This is a genomic window from Streptomyces europaeiscabiei (assembly GCF_036346855.1).
GTDB lineage: Bacteria > Actinomycetota > Actinomycetes > Streptomycetales > Streptomycetaceae > Streptomyces > Streptomyces europaeiscabiei.
This window is the reverse complement of the sequence record NZ_CP107841.1, coordinates 8,603,180-8,627,434: the sequence shown is the minus strand read 5'-3', so window position 1 is coordinate 8,627,434 and position 24,255 is coordinate 8,603,180. Positions and strand designations below refer to the sequence as shown.

General features: G+C 71.1%; 18 protein-coding genes and 1 pseudogene. 7 read left to right on the top strand and 12 right to left on the bottom strand.

The genetic code is table 11. The annotated features are described in order from the left end of the window. Nucleotides 1-60: 60 nt before the first annotated feature. From OG858_RS37510 to OG858_RS37500, 3 genes are all read left to right on the top strand, one after another. Nucleotides 61-2,976 carry a glycoside hydrolase family 48 protein gene (locus OG858_RS37510; protein WP_086749404.1) on the top strand — a complete coding sequence of 972 codons (2,916 nt, stop codon included), beginning with the start codon at nucleotides 61-63 and terminating at the stop codon, nucleotides 2,974-2,976. 134 nt (nucleotides 2,977-3,110) lie between these two features. Next, a complete protein-coding gene (locus OG858_RS37505) occupies nucleotides 3,111-5,771 on the top strand; it encodes a cellulose binding domain-containing protein (RefSeq protein ID WP_319261296.1) in 2,661 nt (886 codons plus the stop codon). A 187-nt stretch (nucleotides 5,772-5,958) separates the two neighbouring features. Then, nucleotides 5,959-6,876, top strand: a complete 918-nt coding sequence (locus OG858_RS37500) for an endonuclease/exonuclease/phosphatase family protein (RefSeq protein ID WP_319064126.1) — start codon at nucleotides 5,959-5,961, stop codon at nucleotides 6,874-6,876. A 58-nt stretch (nucleotides 6,877-6,934) separates the two neighbouring features. Here OG858_RS37500 and OG858_RS37495 read toward each other — a convergent pair whose 3' ends face one another. From OG858_RS37495 to OG858_RS37475, 5 genes and pseudogenes are all read right to left on the bottom strand, one after another. Beyond that, nucleotides 6,935-8,800 (bottom strand): rhamnogalacturonan lyase, encoded by a 1,866-nt coding sequence (locus tag OG858_RS37495; RefSeq protein WP_086749885.1) that lies wholly within the window; start codon nucleotides 8,798-8,800, stop codon nucleotides 6,935-6,937. Nucleotides 8,801-8,836: 36 nt separating this feature from the next. Next, nucleotides 8,837-9,001, bottom strand: a pseudogene (locus tag OG858_RS37490) (WCX domain-containing protein); the annotation flags it as partial. Nucleotides 9,002-9,449: 448 nt separating this feature from the next. Then, nucleotides 9,450-10,190 (bottom strand): class I SAM-dependent methyltransferase, encoded by a 741-nt coding sequence (locus tag OG858_RS37485; protein ID WP_086749883.1) that lies wholly within the window; start codon nucleotides 10,188-10,190, stop codon nucleotides 9,450-9,452. A gap of 5 nt (nucleotides 10,191-10,195) precedes the next feature. Continuing rightward, nucleotides 10,196-10,501 carry a 4a-hydroxytetrahydrobiopterin dehydratase gene (locus tag OG858_RS37480; protein WP_086749882.1) on the bottom strand — a complete coding sequence of 102 codons (306 nt, stop codon included), beginning with the start codon at nucleotides 10,499-10,501 and terminating at the stop codon, nucleotides 10,196-10,198. 99 nt (nucleotides 10,502-10,600) lie between these two features. Then, the gene (locus OG858_RS37475; RefSeq protein WP_086749881.1) at nucleotides 10,601-11,668 is read right to left on the bottom strand and encodes an ADP-ribosylglycohydrolase family protein; all 1,068 of its coding nucleotides are present in this window, start codon (nucleotides 11,666-11,668) and stop codon (nucleotides 10,601-10,603) included. Nucleotides 11,669-11,704: 36 nt separating this feature from the next. On the opposite strand from OG858_RS37475, the gene OG858_RS37470 reads away from it, so the two are divergent. Next, entirely contained in the window at nucleotides 11,705-12,550 is an 846-nt protein-coding gene (locus tag OG858_RS37470; protein ID WP_319064127.1) for a helix-turn-helix domain-containing protein, read from the top strand. 7 nt (nucleotides 12,551-12,557) lie between these two features. Here OG858_RS37470 and OG858_RS37465 read toward each other — a convergent pair whose 3' ends face one another. Next, entirely contained in the window at nucleotides 12,558-12,974 is a 417-nt protein-coding gene (locus OG858_RS37465) for a hypothetical protein (protein ID WP_086749887.1), read from the bottom strand. Nucleotides 12,975-13,356: 382 nt separating this feature from the next. Between OG858_RS37465 and OG858_RS37460 the strand changes: the two genes are divergently transcribed. After that, entirely contained in the window at nucleotides 13,357-14,220 is an 864-nt protein-coding gene (locus OG858_RS37460) for a helix-turn-helix domain-containing protein (RefSeq protein ID WP_086749879.1), read from the top strand. A gap of 19 nt (nucleotides 14,221-14,239) precedes the next feature. Here the strand turns inward: OG858_RS37460 and dnaK are convergent, their stop codons facing one another. The 6 genes from dnaK to OG858_RS37430 form a co-directional block, all read right to left on the bottom strand. Then, nucleotides 14,240-16,120: a molecular chaperone DnaK gene (gene dnaK, locus OG858_RS37455; RefSeq protein WP_086749878.1), complete on the bottom strand. Its 1,881-nt coding sequence runs from the start codon at nucleotides 16,118-16,120 to the stop codon at nucleotides 14,240-14,242. Between the two features lie 94 nt (nucleotides 16,121-16,214). Beyond that, a complete protein-coding gene (locus OG858_RS37450; protein WP_086749886.1) occupies nucleotides 16,215-16,643 on the bottom strand; it encodes an OsmC family peroxiredoxin in 429 nt (142 codons plus the stop codon). 90 nt (nucleotides 16,644-16,733) lie between these two features. Then, complete coding sequence (locus OG858_RS37445; RefSeq protein WP_319064129.1) at nucleotides 16,734-18,545, bottom strand: vWA domain-containing protein; 1,812 nt, start codon at nucleotides 18,543-18,545, stop codon at nucleotides 16,734-16,736. Beyond that, entirely contained in the window at nucleotides 18,542-19,603 is a 1,062-nt protein-coding gene (locus tag OG858_RS37440) for an ATP-binding protein (RefSeq protein WP_319064130.1), read from the bottom strand. Before OG858_RS37440 ends, OG858_RS37445 begins: the two co-directional genes overlap by 4 nt. A 113-nt stretch (nucleotides 19,604-19,716) precedes the next feature. Continuing rightward, nucleotides 19,717-21,879, bottom strand: a complete 2,163-nt coding sequence (locus OG858_RS37435) for a phage holin family protein (protein WP_408059453.1) — start codon at nucleotides 21,877-21,879, stop codon at nucleotides 19,717-19,719. A gap of 233 nt (nucleotides 21,880-22,112) precedes the next feature. Continuing rightward, nucleotides 22,113-22,565 carry a hypothetical protein gene (locus OG858_RS37430; protein WP_179201366.1) on the bottom strand — a complete coding sequence of 151 codons (453 nt, stop codon included), beginning with the start codon at nucleotides 22,563-22,565 and terminating at the stop codon, nucleotides 22,113-22,115. Between the two features lie 200 nt (nucleotides 22,566-22,765). On the opposite strand from OG858_RS37430, the gene OG858_RS37425 reads away from it, so the two are divergent. Then, nucleotides 22,766-23,539, top strand: coding sequence for an MBL fold metallo-hydrolase (locus tag OG858_RS37425; protein ID WP_319261313.1), 774 nt, complete (start codon nucleotides 22,766-22,768; stop codon nucleotides 23,537-23,539). 34 nt (nucleotides 23,540-23,573) lie between these two features. Beyond that, nucleotides 23,574-24,188: a DedA family protein gene (locus OG858_RS37420; protein WP_086752253.1), complete on the top strand. Its 615-nt coding sequence runs from the start codon at nucleotides 23,574-23,576 to the stop codon at nucleotides 24,186-24,188. The last annotated feature ends 67 nt before the right edge of the window (nucleotides 24,189-24,255 follow it).

The following is a 24,255-nucleotide window of genomic DNA, read 5'->3' as shown; positions in this document are numbered from 1 at the left end:
AGGCTTGTTGTTGCCGCTCCGCCCCCACCTTCGCTAGAGCCGCACGGAAGGAACCAGAGCATGCACCCCAGACGGAGACGCCGTGCCTCGCGGCGCATGTGGACGGCCGTGGTCGCGGCCCTCGCCCTCCCCTTGACGATGCTCGGCACCGGATCGACTCCCGCGAGTGCCGCGGCGGTCGCCTGCAACGTCGACTACAAGACCAATGACTGGGGCTCCGGTTTCACCGCCGAGCTGACGATCACCAACCGGGGCACGGAGGCCATCAACGGCTGGACCCTGACGTACGCCTACGCGGGCAACCAGACACTCACCAACGGCTGGAGCGGCACCTGGTCGCAGTCCGGCAAGGCGGTGACCGCGAAGAACGCGTCCTGGAACGGCGCGATCGCCGTCGGGGCCGCGGTGACCACCGGCGCCCAGTTCACGTACAGCGGCACGAACACCGCGCCGACCTCCTTCGCGATCAACGGCACCACGTGCGTGGGCGCGCACCAGCCGCCGATCACGGTGCTGACCAGCCCGGCGCCGGGCGCGGTGTACTCGCAGGGCACCGCGGTGCCGATGGCGGCCACCGCCGCCGCGGCGGACAACGCGACGGTCACGAAGGTCGAGTTCTACGACGACACCACCCTGCTGGGCACGGACACGACCTCGCCGTACACGTACTCGGCCACGGGATTGACCGTGGGCAGTCATTCGCTGGTGGCCAAGGCGTACGACAGCCTGGGCGCGTCGGCGAGCTCGACACCGGTCGGCATCACGGTCGCCTCGGGTCCCGCCGTGGTGGTCTCGCCGACCCAACTGGGCGTGCGCCAGGGCCAGTCGGGTACGTACGACGTGAAACTTTCGACACAGCCGTCCGGCAACGTGACGGTGACCACCGCGCGGGCGTCCGGCAACACCGGGCTCTCCGTGACGGGCGGCGCGTCGCTGACCTTCACCTCGTCGAACTGGAACACCGCGCAGAAGGTGACCATCGGCGCCAACGCGTCCGGCACCGGTTCGGCGGTCTTCGACTCGACGGCCACCGGCCATGCCAAGGCCTCGGTGACCGTGACCCAGCTGGCCGCGTCGAGCACGTACGACGAGCGCTTCCTGGAGATGTACGGCAAGATCACCAACCCGGCGAACGGCTACTTCTCCCCCGAGGGCATCCCGTACCACTCGGTGGAGACGCTGATCGTCGAGGCGCCGGACCACGGTCATGAGACCACGTCGGAGGCGTACAGCTACCTCCTGTGGCTGCAGGCCATGTACGGCAAGGTGACGGGTGACTGGTCCAAGTTCAACGGGGCCTGGGACATCATGGAGAAGTTCATGATCCCGACCCACGCCGACCAGCCGACCAACTCCTTCTACAACGCCTCCAAGCCGGCGACGTACGCCCCCGAGCACGACACCCCCAACGAGTATCCGGCGCAGCTCAACAACGGAGTCTCGGTCGGCTCGGACCCCATCGCCGCGGAGCTGAAGAGCGCGTACGGCACGGACGACGTCTACGGCATGCACTGGCTGCAGGACGTCGACAACGTCTACGGCTACGGCAACTCGCCCGGCAAGTGCGAGGCGGGCCCGGCCGACACCGGACCGTCGTACATCAACACCTTCCAGCGCGGGCCGCAGGAGTCCGTGTGGGAGACCGTCCCGCAGCCCACCTGCGACCAGTTCAAGTACGGCGGCAGGAACGGGTACCTGGACCTGTTCACCGGTGACGCGTCGTACTCGAAGCAGTGGAAGTTCACCAACGCGCCGGACGCCGACGCGCGTGCCGTGCAGGCCGCGTACTGGGCGGACATCTGGGCCAAGGAACAGGGCAAGGGCGCCGATGTCTCCGCGACCATCGGCAAGGCCGCGAAGATGGGCGACTATCTGCGCTACGCGATGTACGACAAGTACTTCAAGAAGATCGGGAACTGTGTGGGGCCGACCAGCTGCCCCGCGGGCACCGGCAAGGACGCCTCCCACTACCTTCTCAACTGGTACTACGCGTGGGGTGGCGCCACCGACACCAACGCCGGCTGGGCCTGGCGGATCGGCTCCAGCCACACGCACGGCGGCTACCAGAACCCGCTGGCCGCGCACGCCCTCGCCAACTACGCCCCGCTGAAGCCCAAGTCGACGACCGGGCAGGCGGACTGGGCCAAGTCCCTCGACCGGCAGATCGAGTTCTACCGCTGGCTGCAGTCCAACGAGGGCGGCATCGCGGGCGGCGCCACCAACAGCTGGGCGGGGCGGTACGCCACTCCCCCGGCCGGGACGCCGACCTTCTACGGCATGTTCTACGACGAGAAGCCGGTGTACCACGACCCGCCGTCCAACCAGTGGTTCGGCTTCCAGGCGTGGTCCATGGAGCGGGTCGCCGAGTACTACCAGCAGACGGGGAACGCCGCCGCGAAGACCGTCCTCGACAAGTGGGTCGACTGGGCGCTCTCCAAGACGACGATCAACCCGGACGGCACCTACCGGATTCCGTCCACGCTGCAGTGGTCCGGCGCACCCGACACCTGGAGCGCGTCAAGTCCCGGCGCGAACGCGGGACTTCATGTCACCGTCGCCGACTACACCGACGACGTGGGCGTGGCGGCCGCGTACGCCAAGACACTGACGTACTACGCCGACCGCTCCGGTGACGCCGACGCGGCCCGGGTCGCGAAGGCGCTGCTGGACGGCATGTGGGACCACCACCAGGACGGGCTCGGGATCGCCGTCTCGGAGACCCGGTCCGACTACAACCGGTTCGACGACCGGGTGTACGTGCCCAGTGGGTGGACCGGGACGATGCCGAACGGGGACACGATCAACTCGTCGTCCACCTTCGACTCGATCCGTTCGTTCTACGAGGACGATCCGGCCTGGTCGAAGATCGAGGCGTATCTCGCCGGTGGCGCCGCGCCCTCGTTCACGTATCACCGGTTCTGGGCTCAGGCGGACATCGCCTTGGCCATGGGTTCGTACGCGGAGCTCCTGGAGTAGAGCCGCCTGGTTCGTATGACGGCCGACGGCCGTCTGTGGCCGGTCGCGCAGTTCCCCGCGCCCCTTCAAGGGCGCGGGGTGCTGCGCCCTTTTCTGAGAACTTCCCCCCACTCGTCAGGAGAGGACCCCCCACGGTGCGAAGAACCCGCATCCTCACCACCGTCCTGGCTCTCGCGGCCGGCCTTCTCGCCGGATCCCCACCCGCGCTGGCCGCCGAGAAGGCCGACAAGTCGGTGTCCATCGCCGCCGACACCTACACCTGGAAGAACGCCCGCATCGACGGCGGTGGCTTCGTGCCCGGCATCGTCTTCAACCGCAAGGAGCGGAACCTCGCGTACGCCCGTACGGACATCGGCGGGGCCTATCGCTGGGTGGAGGCGTCGAAGACGTGGACTCCGTTGCTCGACTCGGTCGGCTGGGACAACTGGGGGCACACGGGTGTCGTGAGCCTGGCCTCCGACTCGGTCGACCCGAACAAGGTGTACGTGGCGGCCGGTACGTACACCAACAGCTGGGACCCGGGGAACGGGGCGGTCCTTCGTTCGTCCGACCGGGGCGCGAGCTGGCAGAAGACCAACCTGCCGTTCAAGCTGGGCGGGAACATGCCGGGCCGGGGCATGGGCGAGCGCCTCGCCGTGGACCCGAACCGGAACAGCGTGCTGTATCTGGGCGCGCCGAGCGGTAAGGGGCTGTGGCGGTCGACGGACTCGGGGGTCACCTGGTCGCAGGTGACGAACTTCCCGAACGTCGGCAACTACGTGGCCGATCCGTCCGACACTAGCGGGTACTCCAGTGACAACCAGGGCATCGTCTGGGTCACCTTCGACGAGACCACCGGTACGTCCGGGAACGCCACGAAGACCCTCTACGTCGGGGTCGCCGACAAGGACAACGCCGTCTACCGCTCGACGGACGCGGGCGCGACCTGGTCGCGGGTGGCCGGGCAGCCGACCGGCTATCTGGCCCACAAGGGAGTCCTCGACGCGACGAACGGCCATCTGTACCTGTCGTACAGCGACAAGGGCGGGCCGTACGACGGCGGCAAGGGCCAGCTGTGGCGGTACGCGACCGCGACGGGCAGCTGGACGAACATCAGCCCGGTGGCGGAGGCCGACACGTACTACGGCTTCAGCGGGCTGACCGTCGACCGGCAGGATCCGGGCACGGTCATGGCGACGGCGTACAGCTCCTGGTGGCCGGACACACAGATCTTCCGCTCGACGGACAGCGGCGCGACCTGGACCAAGGCGTGGGACTATTCGTCCTATCCGAACCGCTCGAACCGCTTCACCATGGATGTCTCGTCCTCCCCCTGGCTGACCTGGGGCGCGAACCCGTCACCGCCGGAGCAGACCCCCAAACTCGGCTGGATGACCGAGGCGTTGGAGATCGACCCGTTCGACTCCGGCCGGATGATGTACGGGACGGGCGCGACGATCTACGGAACGGAGAACCTGGGGAACTGGGACAGCGGCGGCCAGTTCACGATCAGACCGATGGTGCAGGGCCTGGAGGAGACGGCCGTCAACGACCTGGCCTCGCCCCCGTCCGGCGCCCCGCTGCTCAGCGCGCTCGGTGACATCGGCGGCTTCCGGCACACGGATCTGACCAAGGTCCCGTCGATGATGTTCACACAGCCGAACTTCACGACGACGACCAGCCTGGACTACGCCGAGTCCAACCCGAACACGGTCGTCCGGGTCGGCAATCTGGACTCGGGCCCGCACATCGCCTTCTCCACGGACAACGGCGCCAACTGGTTCGCGGGCACCGACCCGTCGGGCGTGAGCGGCGGCGGTACGGTCGCGGCGGCCTCGGACGGCAGCCGGTTCGTGTGGAGCCCGGCGGGCACGGGCGTGCGGTACGCGACGGGCTTCGGCAACTCGTGGTCGGCGTCGAGCGGCATCCCGGCAGACGCGATCGTGGAGTCCGACCGGGTCGACCCGAAGACCTTCTACGGCTTCAAGTCCGGGAAGTTCTACTTCAGCACGGACGGCGGAGCCACCTTCACCGCGTCGAACGCGACCGGCCTCCCGAGCGGCGACAGCGTGCGCTTCAAGGCGCTGCCCGGTGCGAAGGGTGACGTGTGGCTGGCGGGCGGCGCGACCGACGGCGCCTACGGTCTGTGGCACTCGACGGACGGCGGCGCCACCTGGACCAAGCTCTCGGGCGTCGAGCAGGCCGACACGATCGGCTTCGGCAAGGCGGCGACGGGAGCCTCGTACCAGACCCTCTACACCAGCGCCAAAATCGGCGGCGTACGCGGCATCTTCCGTTCGACCGACAAGGGCGCGACCTGGACCCGGATCAACGACGACGCCCACCAGTGGGGCTGGACGGGGGCGGCGATCACGGGTGACCCGAGGGTGTACGGGCGGGTCTACGTGTCGACGAACGGGCGCGGGGTCGTCTACGGCGACTCCTCCGACACGGGCGGCGGGGGCGGCGGTACGGATCCGGAACCCGAGCCGACGGGAGCCTGCGCGGTGACGTACAAGGTCACCAACGAGTGGTCAGGAGGCTTCCAGGCGGACGTGCAGCTGTCCAACACGGGCACGAGCGCGTGGACCGGCTGGTCCCTCGGCTGGACCTTCCCGAACGGCCAGAGCGTCTCCCAGATCTGGAACGCCACCCACACCCAGTCCGGTTCGGCGGTCACGGCCAGGAACATCGGCTGGAACGGCACCGTGGCGGCCGGTTCGTCGGTGAGCTTCGGCTTCACCGGAAGCCGGTCGGGGGCGAACGGCAGACCGACCGCGTTCAAACTCGGTGACCAGTCCTGCACGGTGACCTGACACCCGCGCAGGACGAGGCGAGGGCGCGCGCCTGGGTCGGGCGCGCGCCCTCTTCGCATGCTCCGATGTGTCTGCGATCTTCGAGCCGTACATCTCGATACATCGACATGTTCATGCCTAACATGGAAAGCCGTTCCACACTGTTGTGCGCACGACTCGCCCGGAAGCCGCCGCAGAAGGAGCCCCTGTGCCGAACCACAGCCGAGTCACGCGTCGCCTCAGCCTGCAGACCGCGCTCGCCGCTGCGGTTCTGCTGCCCCTGTCCCACGCCGGGTTGTCCGCCGAACCAGCCGTCGCGGCGGACGCGGCGGAGGAGCCGGCCGTCCCCCGTCTCGACGTCATGTCGTTCAATCTGCGCTACGCGAACACCACCCGGCCCAACAGCTGGGCCGTGCGCAGGCCGGTGATGCGGGCACTCCTGCGGCAGGAGGCACCCCATGTCATCGGCACCCAGGAAGGTCTCCACCGGCAACTGCTCGACATCGAGACCGACCTCGGACCGGACTACCGCTGGATCGGCACCGGACGCGCGGGCGGCAACCGGGACGAGTTCATGGCGGTCTTCTACGACACCCGCCGACTCGCGCCCGTCGAGTACCAGCACTTCTGGCTCTCCGACACCCCGGACGTGCCCGGGTCGAACACCTGGGGCGGCGGCTCCATCCGTATGGTCACCTGGGTCAGATTCCGCGATCTGCGGGACGGCGACAGACAGTTCTACGTCCTCAACACCCACCTCGACAACGCCGGCCAGTACGCCCGCGAGCGCGCCGCGGCCCTGATCGCCCGGCGTGTCGCCGGGTTCGACCCGTCGCTCCCCCTCGTCGTCACCGGGGACTTCAATGTCGCGGCCCACCGGAACGCGGTCTACGACACGATGCTGGGCGCCGGACTCGTCGACACCTGGGACACGACGGCGGAGCGCGGCGACCTCTACGCGACGTTCCACGGCTACCACCCGCTGACTCCTGGCGGCGACCGCATCGACTGGATCCTGACGAGGCCCGGTACCACGGCCCACCGGGCGGCCATCAACACCTTCGCGTCGAACGGCCAGTTCCCCAGCGACCATCTGCCCGTGCAGGCATCGCTGACACTGGGCTGACGAGCCCGCCGGAGTCCGTGGGCGGGCCGGGCTCCCGGCCGGCCCACGGACCGGTTCCCTACGGCGTGTACACCGTCGGCCGGGGCGCCGTCGGCATGTTGTGGCCGATGAAGAAGCTGGTGTGCGGGGGCTGGTTGTAGGCCGTGTTCTGCCAGGCCAGACCCGTGCGGTACATCGGGTCGTGCAGCAGGGTCGTGATCTTCGTGCCGGTCTCGACCGGCGTCGAGTAGATCCGCAGGGCCGTGTTGCCGCTGGTGCGCCAGACGACCTCCTCGCGCCAGTCGCCGAGGATGTCGCCGGAGAGCGCGGGGGTGGCCTTGGTGCCGTTGTTGGAGGAGACCCCGGAGCCGGTCAGCAGACGGGTGTCGGAGGAGGTGCCGTACTTGTCGATCCTGGTGCCGTCGAGGAGTTCGCGGACCGCGTCGCCGTCCCACCAGGACAGGAAGTTGACGGAGGAGGGCTCGCGGCCCTTCGTCGCGCCCGCCTCGTCGCGGACGGAGCTGTCGGAGGCGGACCACATCTCGGGCCCGTCGTTGCCCGCGTAGATGTCCCCTGCGACTCCCCGGCCGTTGTCGCAGCAGGCGGCGAGCTGCCAGCGGACCGCGCCGCTCGCGGGGTTGATGTACAGCTCGGCGGGCTGCGAGGTGGACTCGGAGACCTTGAAGTACTCCAGGCCGGAGGTGGACGCGTCGAGGTCGCCCAGGTGCTGGGCGTCGCCGTGGCCCGTCCTCGTGGTCCACAGGGCGTTGCCGTTGTCGTCCACGGCCATCGCGCCGTACACGATCTCGTCCTTGCCGTCGTTGTCGACGTCACCGACGGAGAGGCTGTGCGAGCCCTGCCCGTCGTAGCCCCGGCCGGTGTTGGTGGAGGAGCTGGTGTCGAAGGTCCAGCGGCGGGTGAAGGAGCCGTTCCGCCAGTCCCAGGCGGCGATCACGCTACGGGTGTAGTAGCCGCGCGCCATGATCAGGGAGGGGCGGGCACCGTCCAGATACGCCGTCCCGGCGAGGAAGCGGTCCACGCGGTTGCCGTACGAGTCGCCCCAGGACGAGACCGTGCCGCGGGCCGGGACGTAGTCCACGGTCTGCATCGCCCTGCCCGTCTGGCCGTTGAACATGGTCAGGTACTCGGGGCCGGACAGGATGTAGCCGCTGGAGTTGCGGTGGTCGGCTGAGGAGCTGCCGATGACCGTCCCCGCCCCGTCGACCGTGCCGTCCGCGGTCTTGGCGGCGATCTCCGCCTTCCCGTCGCCGTCGTAGTCGTACACCTGGAACTGCGTGTAGTGCGCGCCCGAGCGGATGTTGCGGCCCAGGTCGATACGCCACAGGCGGGTGCCGTCGAGCTTGACGCCGTCGATGATCGTGTTGCCGGTGTAGCCGGACTGGGAGTTGTCCTTGGCGTTCGTCGGCTGCCACTTCAGGACGAACTCCAGGGCGCCGTCGCCGTCGAGGTCGCCGACGGAGGCGTCGTTGGCCTCGTAGGTGTACGCGACGCCGTCCGGGGTGGTCCCGCCGGCGGGTGCGCTGATCGGCACGTCCTTGTAGCCGGTGCGGAGTTGGACCGCGTGCACCGAGTCGCCCTGCTCCACGCCGTTCACGATCGCGCGGACCGTGTAGTCGGCCTGGGCGGGGGCGCCGGAGTGGAAGTAGTTCGTCGAGCCGGTGACCGGGACCGGGTTGACCTTGGTACCGGCCCGGTAGACGTTGAACGACACGTCGTTCGGGTCGGTGCCCAGCCAGCGCCAGCTGACCAGATTGCCGCTGTCGACGTGCACGCTGACCACGCCCCGGTCGAGGCGCTCGACCTGGCGGGCGGTGGCGGCCTGGGCGGGCGTGCCGGTGAACGTGGTGAGTCCGGCGGCGACGAGGGCCGCTGTCACCAGCGAGCGCAGGGCTCGGCGTCTGTGGTGCCTGTGCGGGTGCTGCACGTGACGAACCTCCAGAAAGGACGGACGGGTTCCGCACTATCGGTCGCCGCCGGTCCCGGCCACGTTGCCGTACCTTTCGGCCAGTTCGGTCACGGTCCGGGCGATCGTCCCGCGCAGCCCGGCCGGTTCCAGCACCTCGACGTCCGCGCCCAGCCGCAGGAACTCACCGTGTGCGTGCTCGACGGACTCGATGGGCACGCTGACCGTGGTCCAGCCGTCGTCCCGGGGCCCCCGCCGCGACCTTCGTGGTGCTGCACCGGGGCGGTGACAGCGGGGCCCACCTCAACGCGTACAGCCGGGTGTGGGACAACGTCCCCCACTTCGGCGGCGCGGCGGCGGGCCAGCCGGTGCTCGGCTGCCCCGACGGCGACCCCGCCCTCCCCCACTTCTCGGCCTCGCTCGAACCGGCGGCACCCCCCTCGTCACTCCGACCGGCCGTGGATCGGCTGCGTCTGGGAACTCCAGCCGATCCAGCACGAACGCGACGCCTGGGTACGGCACGTCCTCGCCCCAGAAGTACCCGACCTCGACGCGTACGTGGCCGATTCCCTGCCCGGCGGAACCGCCGGTAGGGCCGCCGCCACCGGACACCGCGCGTGAGCGGCCCGTACGTCCTCGCGGCCGACGGTGTCCTGATCGCCGGCCGCTCTCACGCCTTGCGGAACGCCCGCAGGCTGAACTCCGGATCCGGGCGTGGCCGGTCCTGGTCGGGGAGGGCCGCGAGCCGTACCGCGTAGTCGTCGGCCAGCGGATCGCCGGGCGGGAGTGTGACGAACCAGCCGCGGCGCAGATCGGCGACGGTGCGGCGGGGGCTGCGGCCCTGGCCGCGCCCCGGAAAGCGGGCCTGCCCGGCGGCGCGCAGACCGTGCTCGTCGGCGTACCTCTCGACGGCCGCCGCGGGGTCCATGGCCGGGGCCCTGGGGCGGGGGGCCAGCACGGCGTCGATGTCGCTGCCCACGTTGTGGGAGGCGCCCTTGTCGACGGTGGTGACATAGACGCCGCCGGGGCGGAGCACGCGGGCGCACTCGCCGACCACGGCCCGTACGTCCTCGGGACCGCTGAGCAGATGCAGTAGCCACACGCTGGTGACGGCGTCGAACTCCCCCTCGCGGAAGGGGAGCCGGCGGCCGTCGCCGATGACGACGGAGCCGGGCAGCCGGACGGCGGCCCGGCTCGCCATCGCGTGGGTGAGGTCGAGGCCCGTGACCCGCATCCCGTCCCGTGCGGCCGCGAACCGCCGGGTCACGATCCCGGTGCCGCAGGCGATGTCGAGCAGTCGGCGGGTGCCCTCGGGGACGAGGCCCAGTACGGCGCGGGCGGCGGCCTCGGCCCGGGGCTCACCGCCGCGCAGGGCGTCGTAGTCACCGGCCTCCTTGTCGTAGTCCAGCACCCGCCTCAGCTCGCCCCGTGGCCCGGCGCGAGCGCCTCCACCCTGCGGGCCAGCTCGAAGTCCTTCTCGGTGACGGCGCCGCCCGCGCTGTGCGTGCTGATGGTCAGCGATACCGTGTTGTAGCCGAGGGTGAGGTCGGAGTGGTGGCCCAGCTCCTCCTGCGTCTGGGCGATGTGCACGACCAGCGCGGTCGCCGCGAAGTGCGAGCCCAGCCGGTAGGAGCGGGCGATCCGGCCCCCGTCCAGCGACCAGCCGGGCAGTTCCACGAGCCGGTCCTCGATCTCCTTCTGCGACAGGGGTTCGACGGGCATGGGCCCTCTCCTTCCGAGACGTCCCCTCCGTGACGTGCGGTCCCTTTCAGACTGCCACAGCCGAGCCGCCGAGTCCCTGGTCAGACACCTCCGCGAGCGTCAGATCCGTACGCACTCCGCCGCGAAGTCGTCCGCCAGCACCGTGATCGCGGCGCGGCCCTCCGTCGCCGCCACCCACTCCTGGGGCAGGCCGTGGTCACCGTGGTGGGCGCCCAGGAGGTTGCCGCAGAGGGAGCCGGTGGAGTCGCTGTCTCCGGAGTGGTTGACGGCCAGGAGCAGGGCCTCGGTGACACTGTGCGTGGCGAGGGCGCAGTACAGGCCCATCGCGAGCGCCTCCTCGGCGACCCAGCCGGCGCCGAGGGATTCGAGCTTCTCGGCGGTCGGGGCGCCCTCGCCGGCCAGGTCCAGGGCGCGGGTCAGGGCCGTGGTGGTCTCCTCGTGACCGGGGTGGCGGGCGAGCAGCCGCAGCGATCGGAGCACGGCGCCCTCCAGGGACTCGTCGGCCACCAGGTGGGCGACGATCGCGGCGAAGGCACCGGCCGCGTAGTAGCCGGTGGGGTGGCCGTGGGTCATCCGGGCCGACAGCACGGCTCGCTCGAACGCGGTCTCGGCCGACACGCGGGCCAGCCCGAAGGGGGCCGAGCGCATGACCGTGCCGCAGCCCTTGGAGTCCGGGTTGACGGGTCCGGGCCGCCCCGGCGGGACCGCCGGTTCGGACCGGTACGGCTTGGCGAGGCCGGACAGACAGGCGTTGCCCGGGGCGCGGCGGGCGTAGAGCCAGGGCTGGGCGGCGAGCCCGGAGACGGCGCGCGGGTCGGGGCCGGGCTGCCGCTGGGTGTCGAGCCAGCGGCCGTAGGCGCCCCGGACCAGCTCGGACCAGACGCCGTCGACGCCCTTGCGCCGCTCGTGCTGGTGGGCCTGGTGGAGTCCCTCGACGGTGAAGAGCGTCATCTGCGTGTCGTCGCTGACCCGCCCCACGACGCCGTCGCCGTCCGGCACGAGCCCGGTCACGCCCCGCTCGCCGTACGTGGACCGGATCTGCGGCAGCGAGGAGAACTCGACCGGATAGCCGAGCGCGTCCCCGACCGCGCCGCCCAGCAGGCACCCTCGTACCCGCGCCCGGTAGACGGCCGTCGCCTCCCAGGACGGGTTCCACGGGTTGTACACGAGCCACTCCTCGATCGCCTCGGTTACGTTCTTCGTATGACCATTGTCCCGACCGGTTCACCGGGTCCCCCCGCCGCCCCTTCCGACCTGGGCGTGGGCCCGCTGCTGCGAGCCTGGCGGGAGCAACGGCGGGTCAGTCAGCTGGAGTTGGCGCTGCGGGCCGGTTCGTCGGCGCGGCACATCAGCTTCGTCGAGACGGGCCGCTCCCGCCCGAGCGAGGAGATGGTGCTGCGGCTCGCCGAGCACCTGGACGTACCGGTGCGGGAGCGCAACGCGCTGCTCCTCGCGGCCGGTTACGCCCCGCGCTACCCGGAGACCCCTCTGGACGACCCGTCGATGGCCGCGCTGCGCGAGGGCGTGGAACGGCTGATCCAGGGCTACGAGCCGTATCCGGCGCTGGTGATGAACGCGACGTACGAGGTCATGGCCGCCAACCGGGGCATCGTCATGCTGCTGGACGGGGTCTCCGAGGCGCTTCTCGCGCCGCCCGTCAACGCGATGCGGCTGACTCTCCACCCCGAGGGGATGGCGCCGCGCATCCGCAATCTGCGTGCCTGGCGCGGGCACCTTCTGGAGCAGATGGAACGCCAGGTCGCGCTGCACCGCTCGGAGCCGTTGCGCACGCTGTACGAGGAGGTGGCGGCGTACCCGCTGCCGCCGGGCACGCCCGACGAGGAACCGGATGAGGAACCCGGCGCGCGGGCGAGTGCCTACTTCGCGTTGCCGATGCGGATCGAGCACGAGGGCCGGGTGCTGTCCTTCATCTCCTCGGTCTCCACGTTCAACACCCCCATGGACGTGACCGTGGCCGAGCTGGCCATCGAGACGTTCCTCCCGGCCGACCCGGCGACGGTCAAGTACCTCCACTCGCTGTTGTCCTGACGTCCCCTCAGCGGTCGGCCGCGCGCAGGGCGACGTACTGGACCGCCGCGAACCCGGCCACGGTCAGCGCCTGCGTCAGGGTCCACACCGCGCCCGCCGTGCTCGGCGTCAGCCACAGCACCAGGGCGACGAGGCTGAGGACCGACCAGGCGAGGTTGGCCCCGATCACGGCCTGCACGGGGAGCGCCGGCGGACGCTCGCGCGAGGCCGACAGGGCGACGCCCACCGCGTACAGCGCGAGAAGGGCGCCGAGCGCGACGAGAAGTCCGGGGCCGACGCCGAGGAACCGGCCGAGAGGCCCGGCCACGGCGAGGTAGGCGAGGCCGTTCGCCCCGGTCACCACGGCGTCCACCGCGAGGAAGCGGCGCAGCATGGTCCGGGGGTCGGTGGTCCTGGCGAGTACGGCGAGCCCGGTCGAGGACATGGTCACGGACATGGCGAATCACTCTCTGTCGAGGTGGAGATCGGAAGAGGCGGCGGGGCCGGGACGGCGGCCGGACGGGCAGCGGCGGGCGGAGCGTCCGACGAGCGGGCGCGGGTCGCCGGGGCCGGACCCCGGACCGCAGTGCACCGGCCCGGAAGCCGGTGACCTCACCTTGCCGTGCGGGGCGTGAGGCCGTCGATTACCTCCGGGGTCATGGCACCCCGTACCCTCTGGGGTCGTCGTGGCGGGCGACCGCCGGAGACGACGCGTCGGACCTTCCGGGCATCCGGAATCCGGGGCGTCCCGTTCCGGTGGCCCCTGTGAGAGGTCCACCGGAACATGACAGACTGTTCGTACATCCCGGCGCGTGGGGAGGCGTGGCGTGAGTGAGCGGCGACCCGCCCCCACCGTGGGTCAGGTGGTGCTCGGAAGACGGCTCCAGGAACTGCGGGAAGCCGCCGGGCTCAAGCGCGAGGAGGCGGCACGCGTCCTCCATGTCGCCCCGGCGACCGTACGGCGCATGGAGACCGCAGATGTCGCGCTCAAGATCCCGTACGTCCAGGTCCTGCTGACGACGTACGGCGTCGCCGAGCACGACGCCGCCGCCTTCGTGACGCTGGCCGAGGAGGCGAACAAGCCGGGGTGGTGGCAGCGGTACCACGATGTGCTGCCCGACTGGTTCAGCGTGTACGTCAGCCTTGAGGGCGCGGCGCATCTGATCCGGCAGTACGAGCCGCACTTCGTGCCGGGGATGCTGCAGACCGAGGAGTACGCGCGGGCCGTGATGGAGGCCGGGACCGTCGGCCGGACCGGTCCCGAGACGATCGAACGCCATGTGTCGTTGCGGATGGCGAGACAGAAGCTCCTCACCCAGGAGCAGCCGCCGCATCTGTGGGTGATCATGGACGAGACCGCCCTCAAGCGTCCGGTGAGCATCCGCTCCCAGGTGATGCGCGACCAGCTCGACCGGCTGCTGGAGATCACCGAGAAGGACAACGTCATCCTTCAGGTCTGCGAGTTCGCGAGCGGGCCCCACCCGGGCACCTACGCCCCCTTCTCCCTGTTCCGCTTCGCCGAACCGGAACTCCCCGACATGGTCTACACCGAGTACCTCACCGGCGCCCTCTACCTCGACTCCCGCACCGAGGTCGCCCTCCACCTCGAAGTCCTCGACCACATGGCCGCGCACGCGGCTTCCGCCGAGGAGACGAGAACACTCCTGAGGCGCTACCGCGACCAGTACTGAGCGCCCGCCGATCCGCCGCTCACTGTTCGCCCCCGGGCTGCGCCGCTCCCCCCTTCGGCCCCTTCTCGTCGTCCACGATCTCCGCGTCGACGACGCCGTCCTCGTCGGTGGGGCCGGGCGGCGGTTCGTCGGCCTGGCCGGCGGAGGCCGCGGCCGCGGCGTACATGGCCTGGCCCATGCGCTGGCTGACGGTGGCCAGGTGTTCGGCGGCGGCGCGGACGGCGGCGGTGTCCTCGGGGGTCTGCAGGAGGCGCTTCAGGTCGGCGATCGCGGACTCGACCTCGGGGCGGCTCTCGGCGGGGACCCGCTCGGTGTTGTCACGGAGGAACTTCTCCGTCTGGTACACGAGTTGCTCGGCGTGGTTGCGGGTCTCGGCGGCCTCGCGGCGCCGACGGTCGTCGTCGGCGTACTGCTCGGCCTCCCGCATCATGCGGTCGACGTCGTCCCTGGGGAGGGCGGAGCCGCCCGTCACCGTCATCTTCTGTTCGCGACCGGTCGCCAGGTCCTTCGCCGACACGTGCATGATGCCGTTCGCGTCGATGTCGAAGGCCACCTCGATCTGCGGCACCCCGCGCGGAGACGGAGGCAGACCCGTGAGGTCGAAGACGCCCAGCTTCTTGTTGTACGCGGCGATCTCACGCTCGCCCTGGTAGACCTGGATGCCGACCGAGGGCTGGTTGTCGACGGCGGTGGTGAAGATCTCCGAACGCCGGGTCGGGATGGTCGTGTTGCGTTCGATGAGCTTCGTCATGATGCCGCCCTTGGTCTCGATGCCCAGGGACAGCGGGGTGACGTCGAGCAGCAGCACGTCCTTCACGTCGCCCCGGATGACACCCGCCTGGAGCGCGGCGCCCACCGCCACCACCTCGTCGGGGTTCACGCCCTTGTGGGGGTCCTTGCCGGTGAGTTCCTTCACCAGGTCGCTCACGGCGGGCATCCGCGTCGAACCGCCGACGAGGACGACACGGTCGATCGCGGCGAGCTTCACCCCCGCGTCCTTGACGGCCTGGTGGAAGGGCGTCCTGCAGCGGTCGAGCAGGTCGGCGGTCAGCTCCTGGAACTGGGCGCGCGTCAGTTTCTCCTCCAGGTGGAGCGGGCCCTCGGCGGAGGCGGTGATGTACGGCAGGTTGACGGACGTCTCGGAGGAGCTGGACAGCTCGATCTTGGCCTTCTCGGCGCCCTCGCGCAGCCGTTGCAGCGCCATCTTGTCGTTGCCGAGGTTGACGCCGTACTGCCCCTGGAAGCGTTGGACGAGGTACTCCACGACCCGCTGGTCCCAGTCGTCGCCGCCGAGGCGTGTGTCACCGTTGGTGGCCTTCACCTCGATGACCCCGTCGCCGATCTCCAGGAGGGAGACGTCGAAGGTGCCGCCGCCGAGGTCGAAGACGAGGACGGTCTGTTCCTCGCCCCGGTCCAGGCCGTAGGCGAGGGCCGCGGCCGTGGGCTCGTTGATGATCCGCAGGACCTTCAGGCCCGCGATCTCGCCCGCCTCCTTGGTCGCCTGCCGCTGGGCGTCGTCGAAGTACGCGGGCACGGTGATGACGGCGTCGGTGACGTCCTCCCCGAGATACGACTCGGCGTCCCGCTTCAGCTTCTGCAGGACGCGCGCGGACAGTTCCTGGGCCCGGTAGCGGGTGCCGTCCACGGAGCCCTGCTCGGGAAACCACCAACTCGTGTCGCCCATATGGCGTTTGACGGAGCGTGCGGTGCGCTCCACGTTCGTCACGGCCTGCCGTTTGGCGACCTCGCCGACCAGGACCTCGCCGTTCTTGGCGAACGCCACCACCGACGGTGTGGTCCGCTGTCCCTCCGCGTTGGCGACGACGGTCGCCTCGCCGCCCTCCAGTACGGCCACCACCGAATTCGTCGTACCGAGATCGACCCCGACCGCACGCCCCATCGCCGTCCCCTTCCAGCAAGGTTCCGCCAAGTGTCCCCACCACCAGCACAAAACTTGAGTGGGTTCTTGTCAATGGGGCGTGCGAAGCAGTCGGTCAGGCCAGCTTGGCCGAGAGGGTGATCGGTACGGCCTTGAGGGCCTGGCTGACGGGGCAGTTCACCTTGGCTTCCTCGGCGGCGGCCACGAAGGCCTCCTCGTCGAGGCCGGGCACGGTGCCCTCCACGGTGATGTGGATGCCCGTGATGCCCTCGCCCGGCTGGAAGGTCACGTCGGCGGAGGTGAGGAGCTTGGTGGGCGGGGTCCCGGCACCGGCGAGGGCGTGGGAGAAGGCCATGGAGAAGCAGCTGGAGTGGGCGGCCGCGATCAGCTCCTCGGGGCTCGTCTTGCCGTTCGCGTCCTGGGCGCGGGACGCCCACGTCACGGGCTGCTCGGCGATGGCACCGGAGGAGTCGAAGGTGACGACACCGTTGCCCTCGAGCAGGTTGCCTTCCCAGACGGTGTGTGCGGAGCGCGTGGTAGCCACGGTCATTCCTTTCGCATGTGGTTCCCGGTTGCCGTTTCCCGGTTCCGGGTTGCCTGCCCCCATCCGATCACACTCCGGGCGGTCCGAGCCTCATCTCACCCTGAACACCGGCCCTCGCGCGGTGAACGGCAGGCGAGCGCCCTGTGGAATCAGATAGGCGTGTTCACGCCGCACGCGCAGCACGTCGCACCAGCCGTCCGTGATGACGAGGACGGGAGCGCCCGGCGGGAAGTCGTCGGCCCGGTGCAGCAGGTCGATGCCCGGCTGCAACTCCGTGCCGCCGCGCCCATGGACGCGGACACGCCCGGCGATCTCCGTGACCGGGAGAAAGCCCGCGTCGTGCGGGGCCGCGTCGCAGAACACGACCCGGGCGGCCGGTACGTCACGGGCGGCGGCGTACGAGGCGATCGCGCCCAGCGCCTTGCCGAGCAGCGTGCGGTCCATGGAGCCGGATGTGTCGAGGACGACACCGAAGGTGCAGCGGGCCGTCTCCTCGGGCGGGAAGTACCGTCCGGCGCGCGGGATGTCGGGGGTGGCCGACTGGCGGCGCGAGGGGCGCGCGTAGGTCCGTACGGCCTGCGGGCTGGGCACGAACTCGTCGAACCAGCGGGCGAGTTGGGCGTCCCACGGCAGCGGCGGATGGCTGAGGGCGCGGATCTCCTCGACCAGACCCGCGGGCAGGAGACCGCGATCCTGCTGCTCGTGCAGGTCGAACCCCCTGGCGAGGCCCCGGCGGTAGAACTCGTCGAGGTCCACATAGGCACCGGGCGAACCGAGCGGGCCGCCGAGGATGTCGCCGACGCCCTTGCCGCGCAGGGTGGACAACCGGCGCATCCGGCGCAGATCGCCGACGATCCGGTCGTAGACCTCCTCCGCCGACAGACCGGCCAGCTCGGGGTCGTACAGGAGTCCGTCGGGCATGGTGCCGACCTGCATCTCGCGCAGCCAGTCGTTGATGACGTAGTCGGCGGCGATGTTGAACAGGTACGGGTCGCGGGTGCCGCAGCGGTCTCCGTGGCGCAGGGCGGCGTGCAGCATCTCGTGGGCGAGGATGAACCGCCATTCCTCGTCCTCGAACTGCCGGAGCGGGTTGATGTAGATCTCTCCGGCGTCCGCGTCGACCGCCGCGACGGCGATGCCGTGGGCGTGGGCGAGTTCGACGTCGGCGACGATCCGGATCCCGGCCGCGATGCCGCCGAGCAGCGGGTAGGAGGAGATGAACCAGCTCAGCGCCTTCTCCCAGGGCCGCCTGCGGGTCGGCTCGTCGTGCAGGGACTCGCGGCGTCCACCGGCCATGTCCATCGCTGCGGACATGGTGTTGGTCAGGGCGTGGGCGAAGGCGAGCTGCCGGTCCGGGGGCTGCGGCCGCCACTTGGGCCAGGTCAGGAGAAGCTGGTCGGGCTCGCCACCGGCCGTGCCGCAGCGCTCGTACGCCGACGGGAGCCCGTCGCGGCGCCAGCGGGCGGCGAGTCGCTCCTCGTCGCCGTCGGGATAGCGGCCGGGCAGGTTCTCCGGTGTCAGGCCGACGGGGAACGTGAGCAGGAAGCGGTTGACGGCCACGCAGCGGGCGGCGAGGTCGAACGGGTCGGGCTGTTCGCGCACGCCCCGGGCCGCCGGGACGTGCCCGAAGCCCAGGTGGAGGGCGGCGTGGGCGATGGCCCAGGCCCAGGCGTCGGGTGCGGCGATCCGGTCGGGGTGCGCGTGCAGCACACCCTCGGAATCGACGCGGACCAGGCCGTCGCGGGGCGCGAGAGCGCACTCCTCCTTGCGGCACGTGTCGAAACCGACCGCGCTCAGCGCGGAGTTGCCGCGCACCGTCGCCAGCCCCGCCGCGAACGCCTCGCCGGCGAGGTCCCGTTGCGTCTTCCGCCTGGCCTTGCCCTTGCCGCCGGACGCGCTCACCGGCGCGCCTCCACCAGCCGGGGCATGTCCCGGGCCGCCTCCACGAGGAACCAGGCGGGCAGGACGGGATTGCCGTCGCTGCCGGAGGCGATGACGGTCTGGGCGACCTCGACGGAGATCTCGGCGAGCTGCACCAGCAGGGACTTGGCCCGGTACGCGGTCTGCCGCCCGTTCGCGGACATGTGCTGCTTGCTCGCCGGCAGCTCCTTGATCAGCCGGCCGCGGAAGGAGTCGGCGAGGTAGTAGAGCAGGTCGCGGTCCTCCAGGCGGTTGGGCCAGCCGGCCTCGCCCTTGAGGATCGCCTCGATGCCGAACCGGCTGCGCACGATCTTGACGTAGCCGCAGAAGGCGACCGCGTGCGCGGGGGTGAGCGTGCCGTGCGCGAGGACCTTGAGGGTCTCCTCGTCGAGGTCGCGTCCGAAGGAGTGCAACGCGTCGGAGAGCATGTGCCAGGAGCGGGGCGTGGAGAACGGCTCCTCGGTCTTCGGCGGTTTGGACCACAGGTGGTCCGGGCGGTCGGTGAGGTGGTCCAGGACCCAGGGGTGGATGCCGCTGTCCGCCGCCCACGCGAGCCAGTCCGTCGCCGACGCCTGGAGGTGGACATGGGTGAGGCGGTTGACCAGGGCGGAGGCGATGGGGCGGGCGAGCGCGTTGTCGGTGGCGCGGTTGCCGGCGCCGATGACGATCGATCCCTTCGGCAGCTCGTAGTTGCCGATTCGGCGGTCCAGGATCAGCGAGTAGAAGGCCTTCTGCACATCCGGGGTGGCCGCGTTCAGCTCGTCCAGGAACAGGCAGTACGGCTCGTCGCGGGCGATCGCCTCCGGCGGGCAGAACACCGAGCGCCCGTCGCGGATCTGCGGTACGCCCATCAGGTCCTCCGGCGCGAGCTGTGTGCCGAGGAGACTCACGCACTCCAGGCCCAGCGACTCGGCGAAGGCCCTGACCAGGGAGGACTTGCCGATGCCGGGGGCGCCCCAGACGAAGACGGGGCGGACGGTGGCGAGGCCGAGCAGCAGTTCGGGGATGCGGGAGGGCGTGACGGTGACGGCTGCCTGCAAGGTGTGGGCTCCGGGAGGTGTTCGTGTGGACGCGCGGATGTGCGGCGTCCGGTGCGAACAGTGTGTGTCGACCGTCCTGTGAGGCGCAGCCCATTTTCCTGTGGGCCGGGTGCCTATGCGTCTGCCGGGTTCTGTTCGTCGGCGGGTGCGGGTTCGTCGTGGCCGGTCGCGCTTTTCCCCGCGCCCCCTTGGGGCGCGCCGACGTGGCCCGGGAGCGGTACCTGGGGGCCGTTCGACTCGCGCAGCCATCGCCTCAGTACCCGGTGGATCTGTTCGGCGCCGACCAGGTCCTCGTCCTCCTCCACCGGCTCGGAGAGCGCCAGGGGGGACATGAGGAAGGGGCGGGACTGGCAGCCGCCCAGGCCGCCGTGGGAGCCGATCTGTTCCTCGAAGGCGAGGACCTCACCGTCGACGGGGTCGTACCAGGAGTTGACCATGATGTCGGCGGTGTGCGGGAAGCCGTGCGTGCGGCGTACGGCGTCGGCGGCGCCCGGTCCGAAGTCGGCGAGAGGGCCGGGGTGTTCGTCGCTCAGCTCGCCGATCGGGATCTCCGCGCCGTGCGCGCCGAGCACGAGGCCGCCGTGCTCCTCGCTGCGGACGAGGACGAAGCCGATGCCCGGGTGGTTGGCGAGGGTGGCGAGCAGGGCGGGGTGTCGGCCGTCGATCTCCTCGCGGCTCATCCGGTGGGGGACGTCCGGGAAGGAGACGAGGCCGAGGTTGCCGGAGGCGAGGACGACCGGCTCGGAGCGACGCGTCGGCCGGTGTTCGTCGACGCGCTCCTCGACGGGTATGCGCAGCGCGGCCCGTACCGCCGTGCGTGCCTCGGCGCCGCTGTGGGTGCGCTGGGCCCGGCGCGGTACGGGCAGGCCGCAGCCGGCGCGGACCAGGTTGCCGAGGGTGAGGCCGTAGCGGCCCAGGAAGGTCTCGCCGGGGCTCTGGCCGTGGTCGGAGAGGACGACGATCCGGTAGGCGCGCGGCGCGTGTTCGGCGACCTGGGCGATCAACGCGAGGGAACGGTCGAGGCGTTCGAGGACCTTCGCCGCGTCCTGGCTGTGCGGGCCGGAGTGGTGGGCGACCTCGTCGTAGGCCACCAGGTCGGCGTAGATCGCCGCGCGGCCCGCGAACATGTCCCCGATCACGGCGGAGACGACGACGTCGCGCTCGATGACGGTCGCAAAGGCGCGGATGAACGGGTAGAGGCCGCCGCGCTTGACGCGGGGCCGCTGCCGGGTGAACCGGGCGCGCGTGGACTCACCGATCTCCCGCACGACGTCGGCGACGAAGGACATGGCGGTGCGGACGGCGTTGGCAGGGTCGGAGAAGTAGGCGAAGTACCCGGCGCGGGAACGGTTCCGCCGGCCCCGGCGGGCCGCGATCGACAGGACGAGCGCGAGCTGCTCGGCGCCGCCGCTGAAGAGGTTGCCGCGGCTGGCGCCGTCGACGGTGAGCAGGCCGCCGTCGCCGGTGCGGTCGATGGCCCGGCGCTGGAGTTCGGCGGCGCCCGAGGGCCGGTTGCAGACCATCACCTCGCGGGTGTCCTTCTCGTACCAGCGGAAGGCCGGCACGTCGTGGTTGGTGCCGTGCAGGATGCCGAGCTGGCTGGCGCCGGTCTGGCTGGACCAGTCGGTGCGCCAGGGGGTGAGCCGGTGGGTGGGCCGGGGGTGCACGGCCCCGTCCGCCGGCCGGCCGAGCCAGGTGGCGACGGTCGGCATGAGGCCCTTCTCCGCCGCCGCCTCCAGCACGTCGTGGCCGACGCCGTCGAGCTGGAGGAAGACGGTGCCGGGTCCCGCGGGCCCCGGGCCGCCGACGGCGTTCCTGCGGCGGCGGTCGGCCAGCCGGTACAGGCGGCGCCGGTAGGCGTCGTCGTCCCGTACGGCGAGGGCGCCACCCGTGGCGGAGGCGACGGCGGACATCACCGCGGCGACCACCACGGCGGTCTCGGGCGCGGCCGCACCCTGGCCGGAGGGGTTGAGCCGCAGTGCGAGCAGGAGCAGCGAGCCGTTGAGGAAGAAGACGAGCAGGCCGAGGACGAGCGCCGGTACCAGCAGCAGCGCCCGTACGAGCAGGGGCCACACGAGTGCGGAGAGCAGACCGAACGCGCCGGCGCCGAAGGCCGCGGTGACGCCGATCTGCGTGGCGCTCTCGCCGGTCTCGGACTGCAGCCGGAAGTCGGGCAGCACGCCCGCGAGCACGAGCATCGTCAGTGTGGAGACCGCCCATACGGCGAGCATCCGCCAGACACCGCTCAGTACCCTCCGCCAACGACCACCGCCCACGTTCCGGCCACCTCACGTCCTGTCGCTGACCTCAGCCTGTCACACGGCGTGGGGGCGCCGGGGTGGCACTTCGGGGTGGCCGGGGGCAGGACCGGGGGCACGGTCCGGGAACAGCTCGGGGCTTCGTGTGCGTTGCGGGCCGCGGGTGCGTGGGGGCGATCGCGCAGTTCCCCACGCCCCTTGAGGGGCGCGTACGCGCCCGGCGCTCGAAGGGGCCCCTCCTTCGCCCCGGCTCAGCGGCCGTCGTAGCCCGCTGTCGGCATGGACAGGCGGCGGTGGACCCGGGCCTTCATCTGGGCGTCGTAGGCGGGTTCGGCGCGGCCGACGGTCTCGACGCGGATACCGCGCCTGGCGCACTCGGCGGTGAAGTCGTCGACGGAGGCGAGGGCGCGTTCGAGGACTCGGCGGCTGGGTGCGACGAAGAGGTCGACGAGGCCGGCGTCGACATCGGCCCACAGGGCACAGTGGTCGGGGCGCAGACCGCGTACGAGCAGCTCGCGCGTCACCACATAGCCGCGCTCGGCGGCCCAGCGGGCGCACATGGCGTGCTGGCTGCGGGAGTCGACCAGGAAGGGGTCCGCCTCCAGCTCCTCCAGCGGCGTCAGGCTCGCTATGGCGGCGACCCGCACCACAGCCCCGCACCCGGCAGGCCCACCGCGCCTGCGAGCCACGTCCTGGTACGCCATGCCGGAGGCGCCGCTCATGTCTCCCTTGTCTCCCATGGTGTCCCCCTCACCTCCGGGTCCCGGGGCCCCTCCGGGCGGATCAAGCCGCGGACGTGGGGCCCGGTACGCCCGCCCACGGAATGATCCGCCGGACAGGCCCAGGCCGCAGACCCTACTCCAGCCCGTAGGCTCGGGGGAGTAGCGCGAAGGAGGCGAACGGAGTGCCGGTGGAGATCACCTGGTGGGGTCATGCGACCTGCACCGTGGAGGACTCGGGTACAAGGGTGCTGACCGACCCCCTGTTCGCGCGCCGGCTCGCACATCTGCGAAGGCGCCGGGGTGCGCCGCCCCCGGCGGAGGCGGCGGTCGCGGACGTCGCGCTGGTGTCGCATCTGCACGCCGACCATCTACACGTTCCCTCCCTGGCCCGGCTCGCCCCGGGTACGCGGCTGGTGGTGCCGCAGGGCGCCTCGCGGCAGGTGCCGGGGCTGCGCAGGCTGGCGCACCTGCAGCTCTCCGAGGTGGCGTCCGGGGACGAGCTCAGGGTCGGTGACCTGGTCGTACGTGCCGTTCCCGCCCGGCACGACGGGCGGCGGCTGCCGGTCGGACCGCACCGTTCGCCGGCGCTCGGCTTCGTCGTCGAGGGTGAGGCTCGGACGTACTTCGCCGGGGACACCGGGCTGTTCGAGTCGATGGCCAAGGAGGTCGGTCCGGTCGACGTGGCTCTGCTGCCGGTCGGCGGCTGGGGGCCGTACCTCGGCGAGGGCCATCTGGACGCGGGGCGCGCGGCCGCGGCGCTTGCGCTGCTCGCGCCCCGGAGCGCGGTGCCGGTGCACTACGGCACGTACTGGCCGATCGGCATGGACGCTGTGCGCCCCCATGAATTCCACGCCCCCGGCGAGGAGTTCGTCCGTCTTGCCGCCGCACGCGCTCCCGAAGTGACCGTGCACCGGCTGGGACACGGGGAAAGCGTACGACCGGGGGTGGCGCGATGAGACACCGGCCGACACAGGCCATGGAGAAGACCCGGTGATCGTCCTGGCCACCGTGAGCACTCCCGTGCCGTACGCCTCCACCCAGCAGGCGATCGGCTATCCGACGCTGTTCCTGCTGGTGCTGGTCGGAGCGCTGGTGCCGGTGGTGCCGACCGGGGCACTGGTCAGTTCGGCGGCCGTGGTGGCGTTCCACCAGGCGGCGCCGCTCGCGCTGCTGCTGGTGTTCGTGGTGGCGTCGGTCGCCGCGTTCCTCGGGGACATCGCGCTGTACTGGCTGGGGCGGCGCGGGATGGGCTCCAAGAACGGCTCGCGCTGGCTGGAGGCGATCCGCCGCCGGGCGCCGGAGGACCGGCTGACGCAGGCACAGGCGAAGCTCGACGACCACGGGGTGGCCGTCCTGGTGCTGTCCCGGCTGATGCCGGCCGGGCGCATCCCGGTGATGCTGGCCTGCCTGATGGCGAAGATGCCACTGCGGCGGTTCGCTCGGGGGAATCTGCCGGCGTGCCTCGCATGGGCCGTGACGTATCAGTTGATCGGCATCCTGGGTGGGTCGTTGTTCGAGGAGCCGTGGGAAGGCGTGCTGGCGGCGGTCGTGTTGACGTTGCTGATCAGTGTGGTGCCGGGTGTGTGGCGGCGGATGGTCCGCTGAGGCCTCGGGTCCTGGTGTGCGTTGCGGGCCGCGGGTGGGTCGTGGCCCGTCGCGTCGTTCCCCGCGC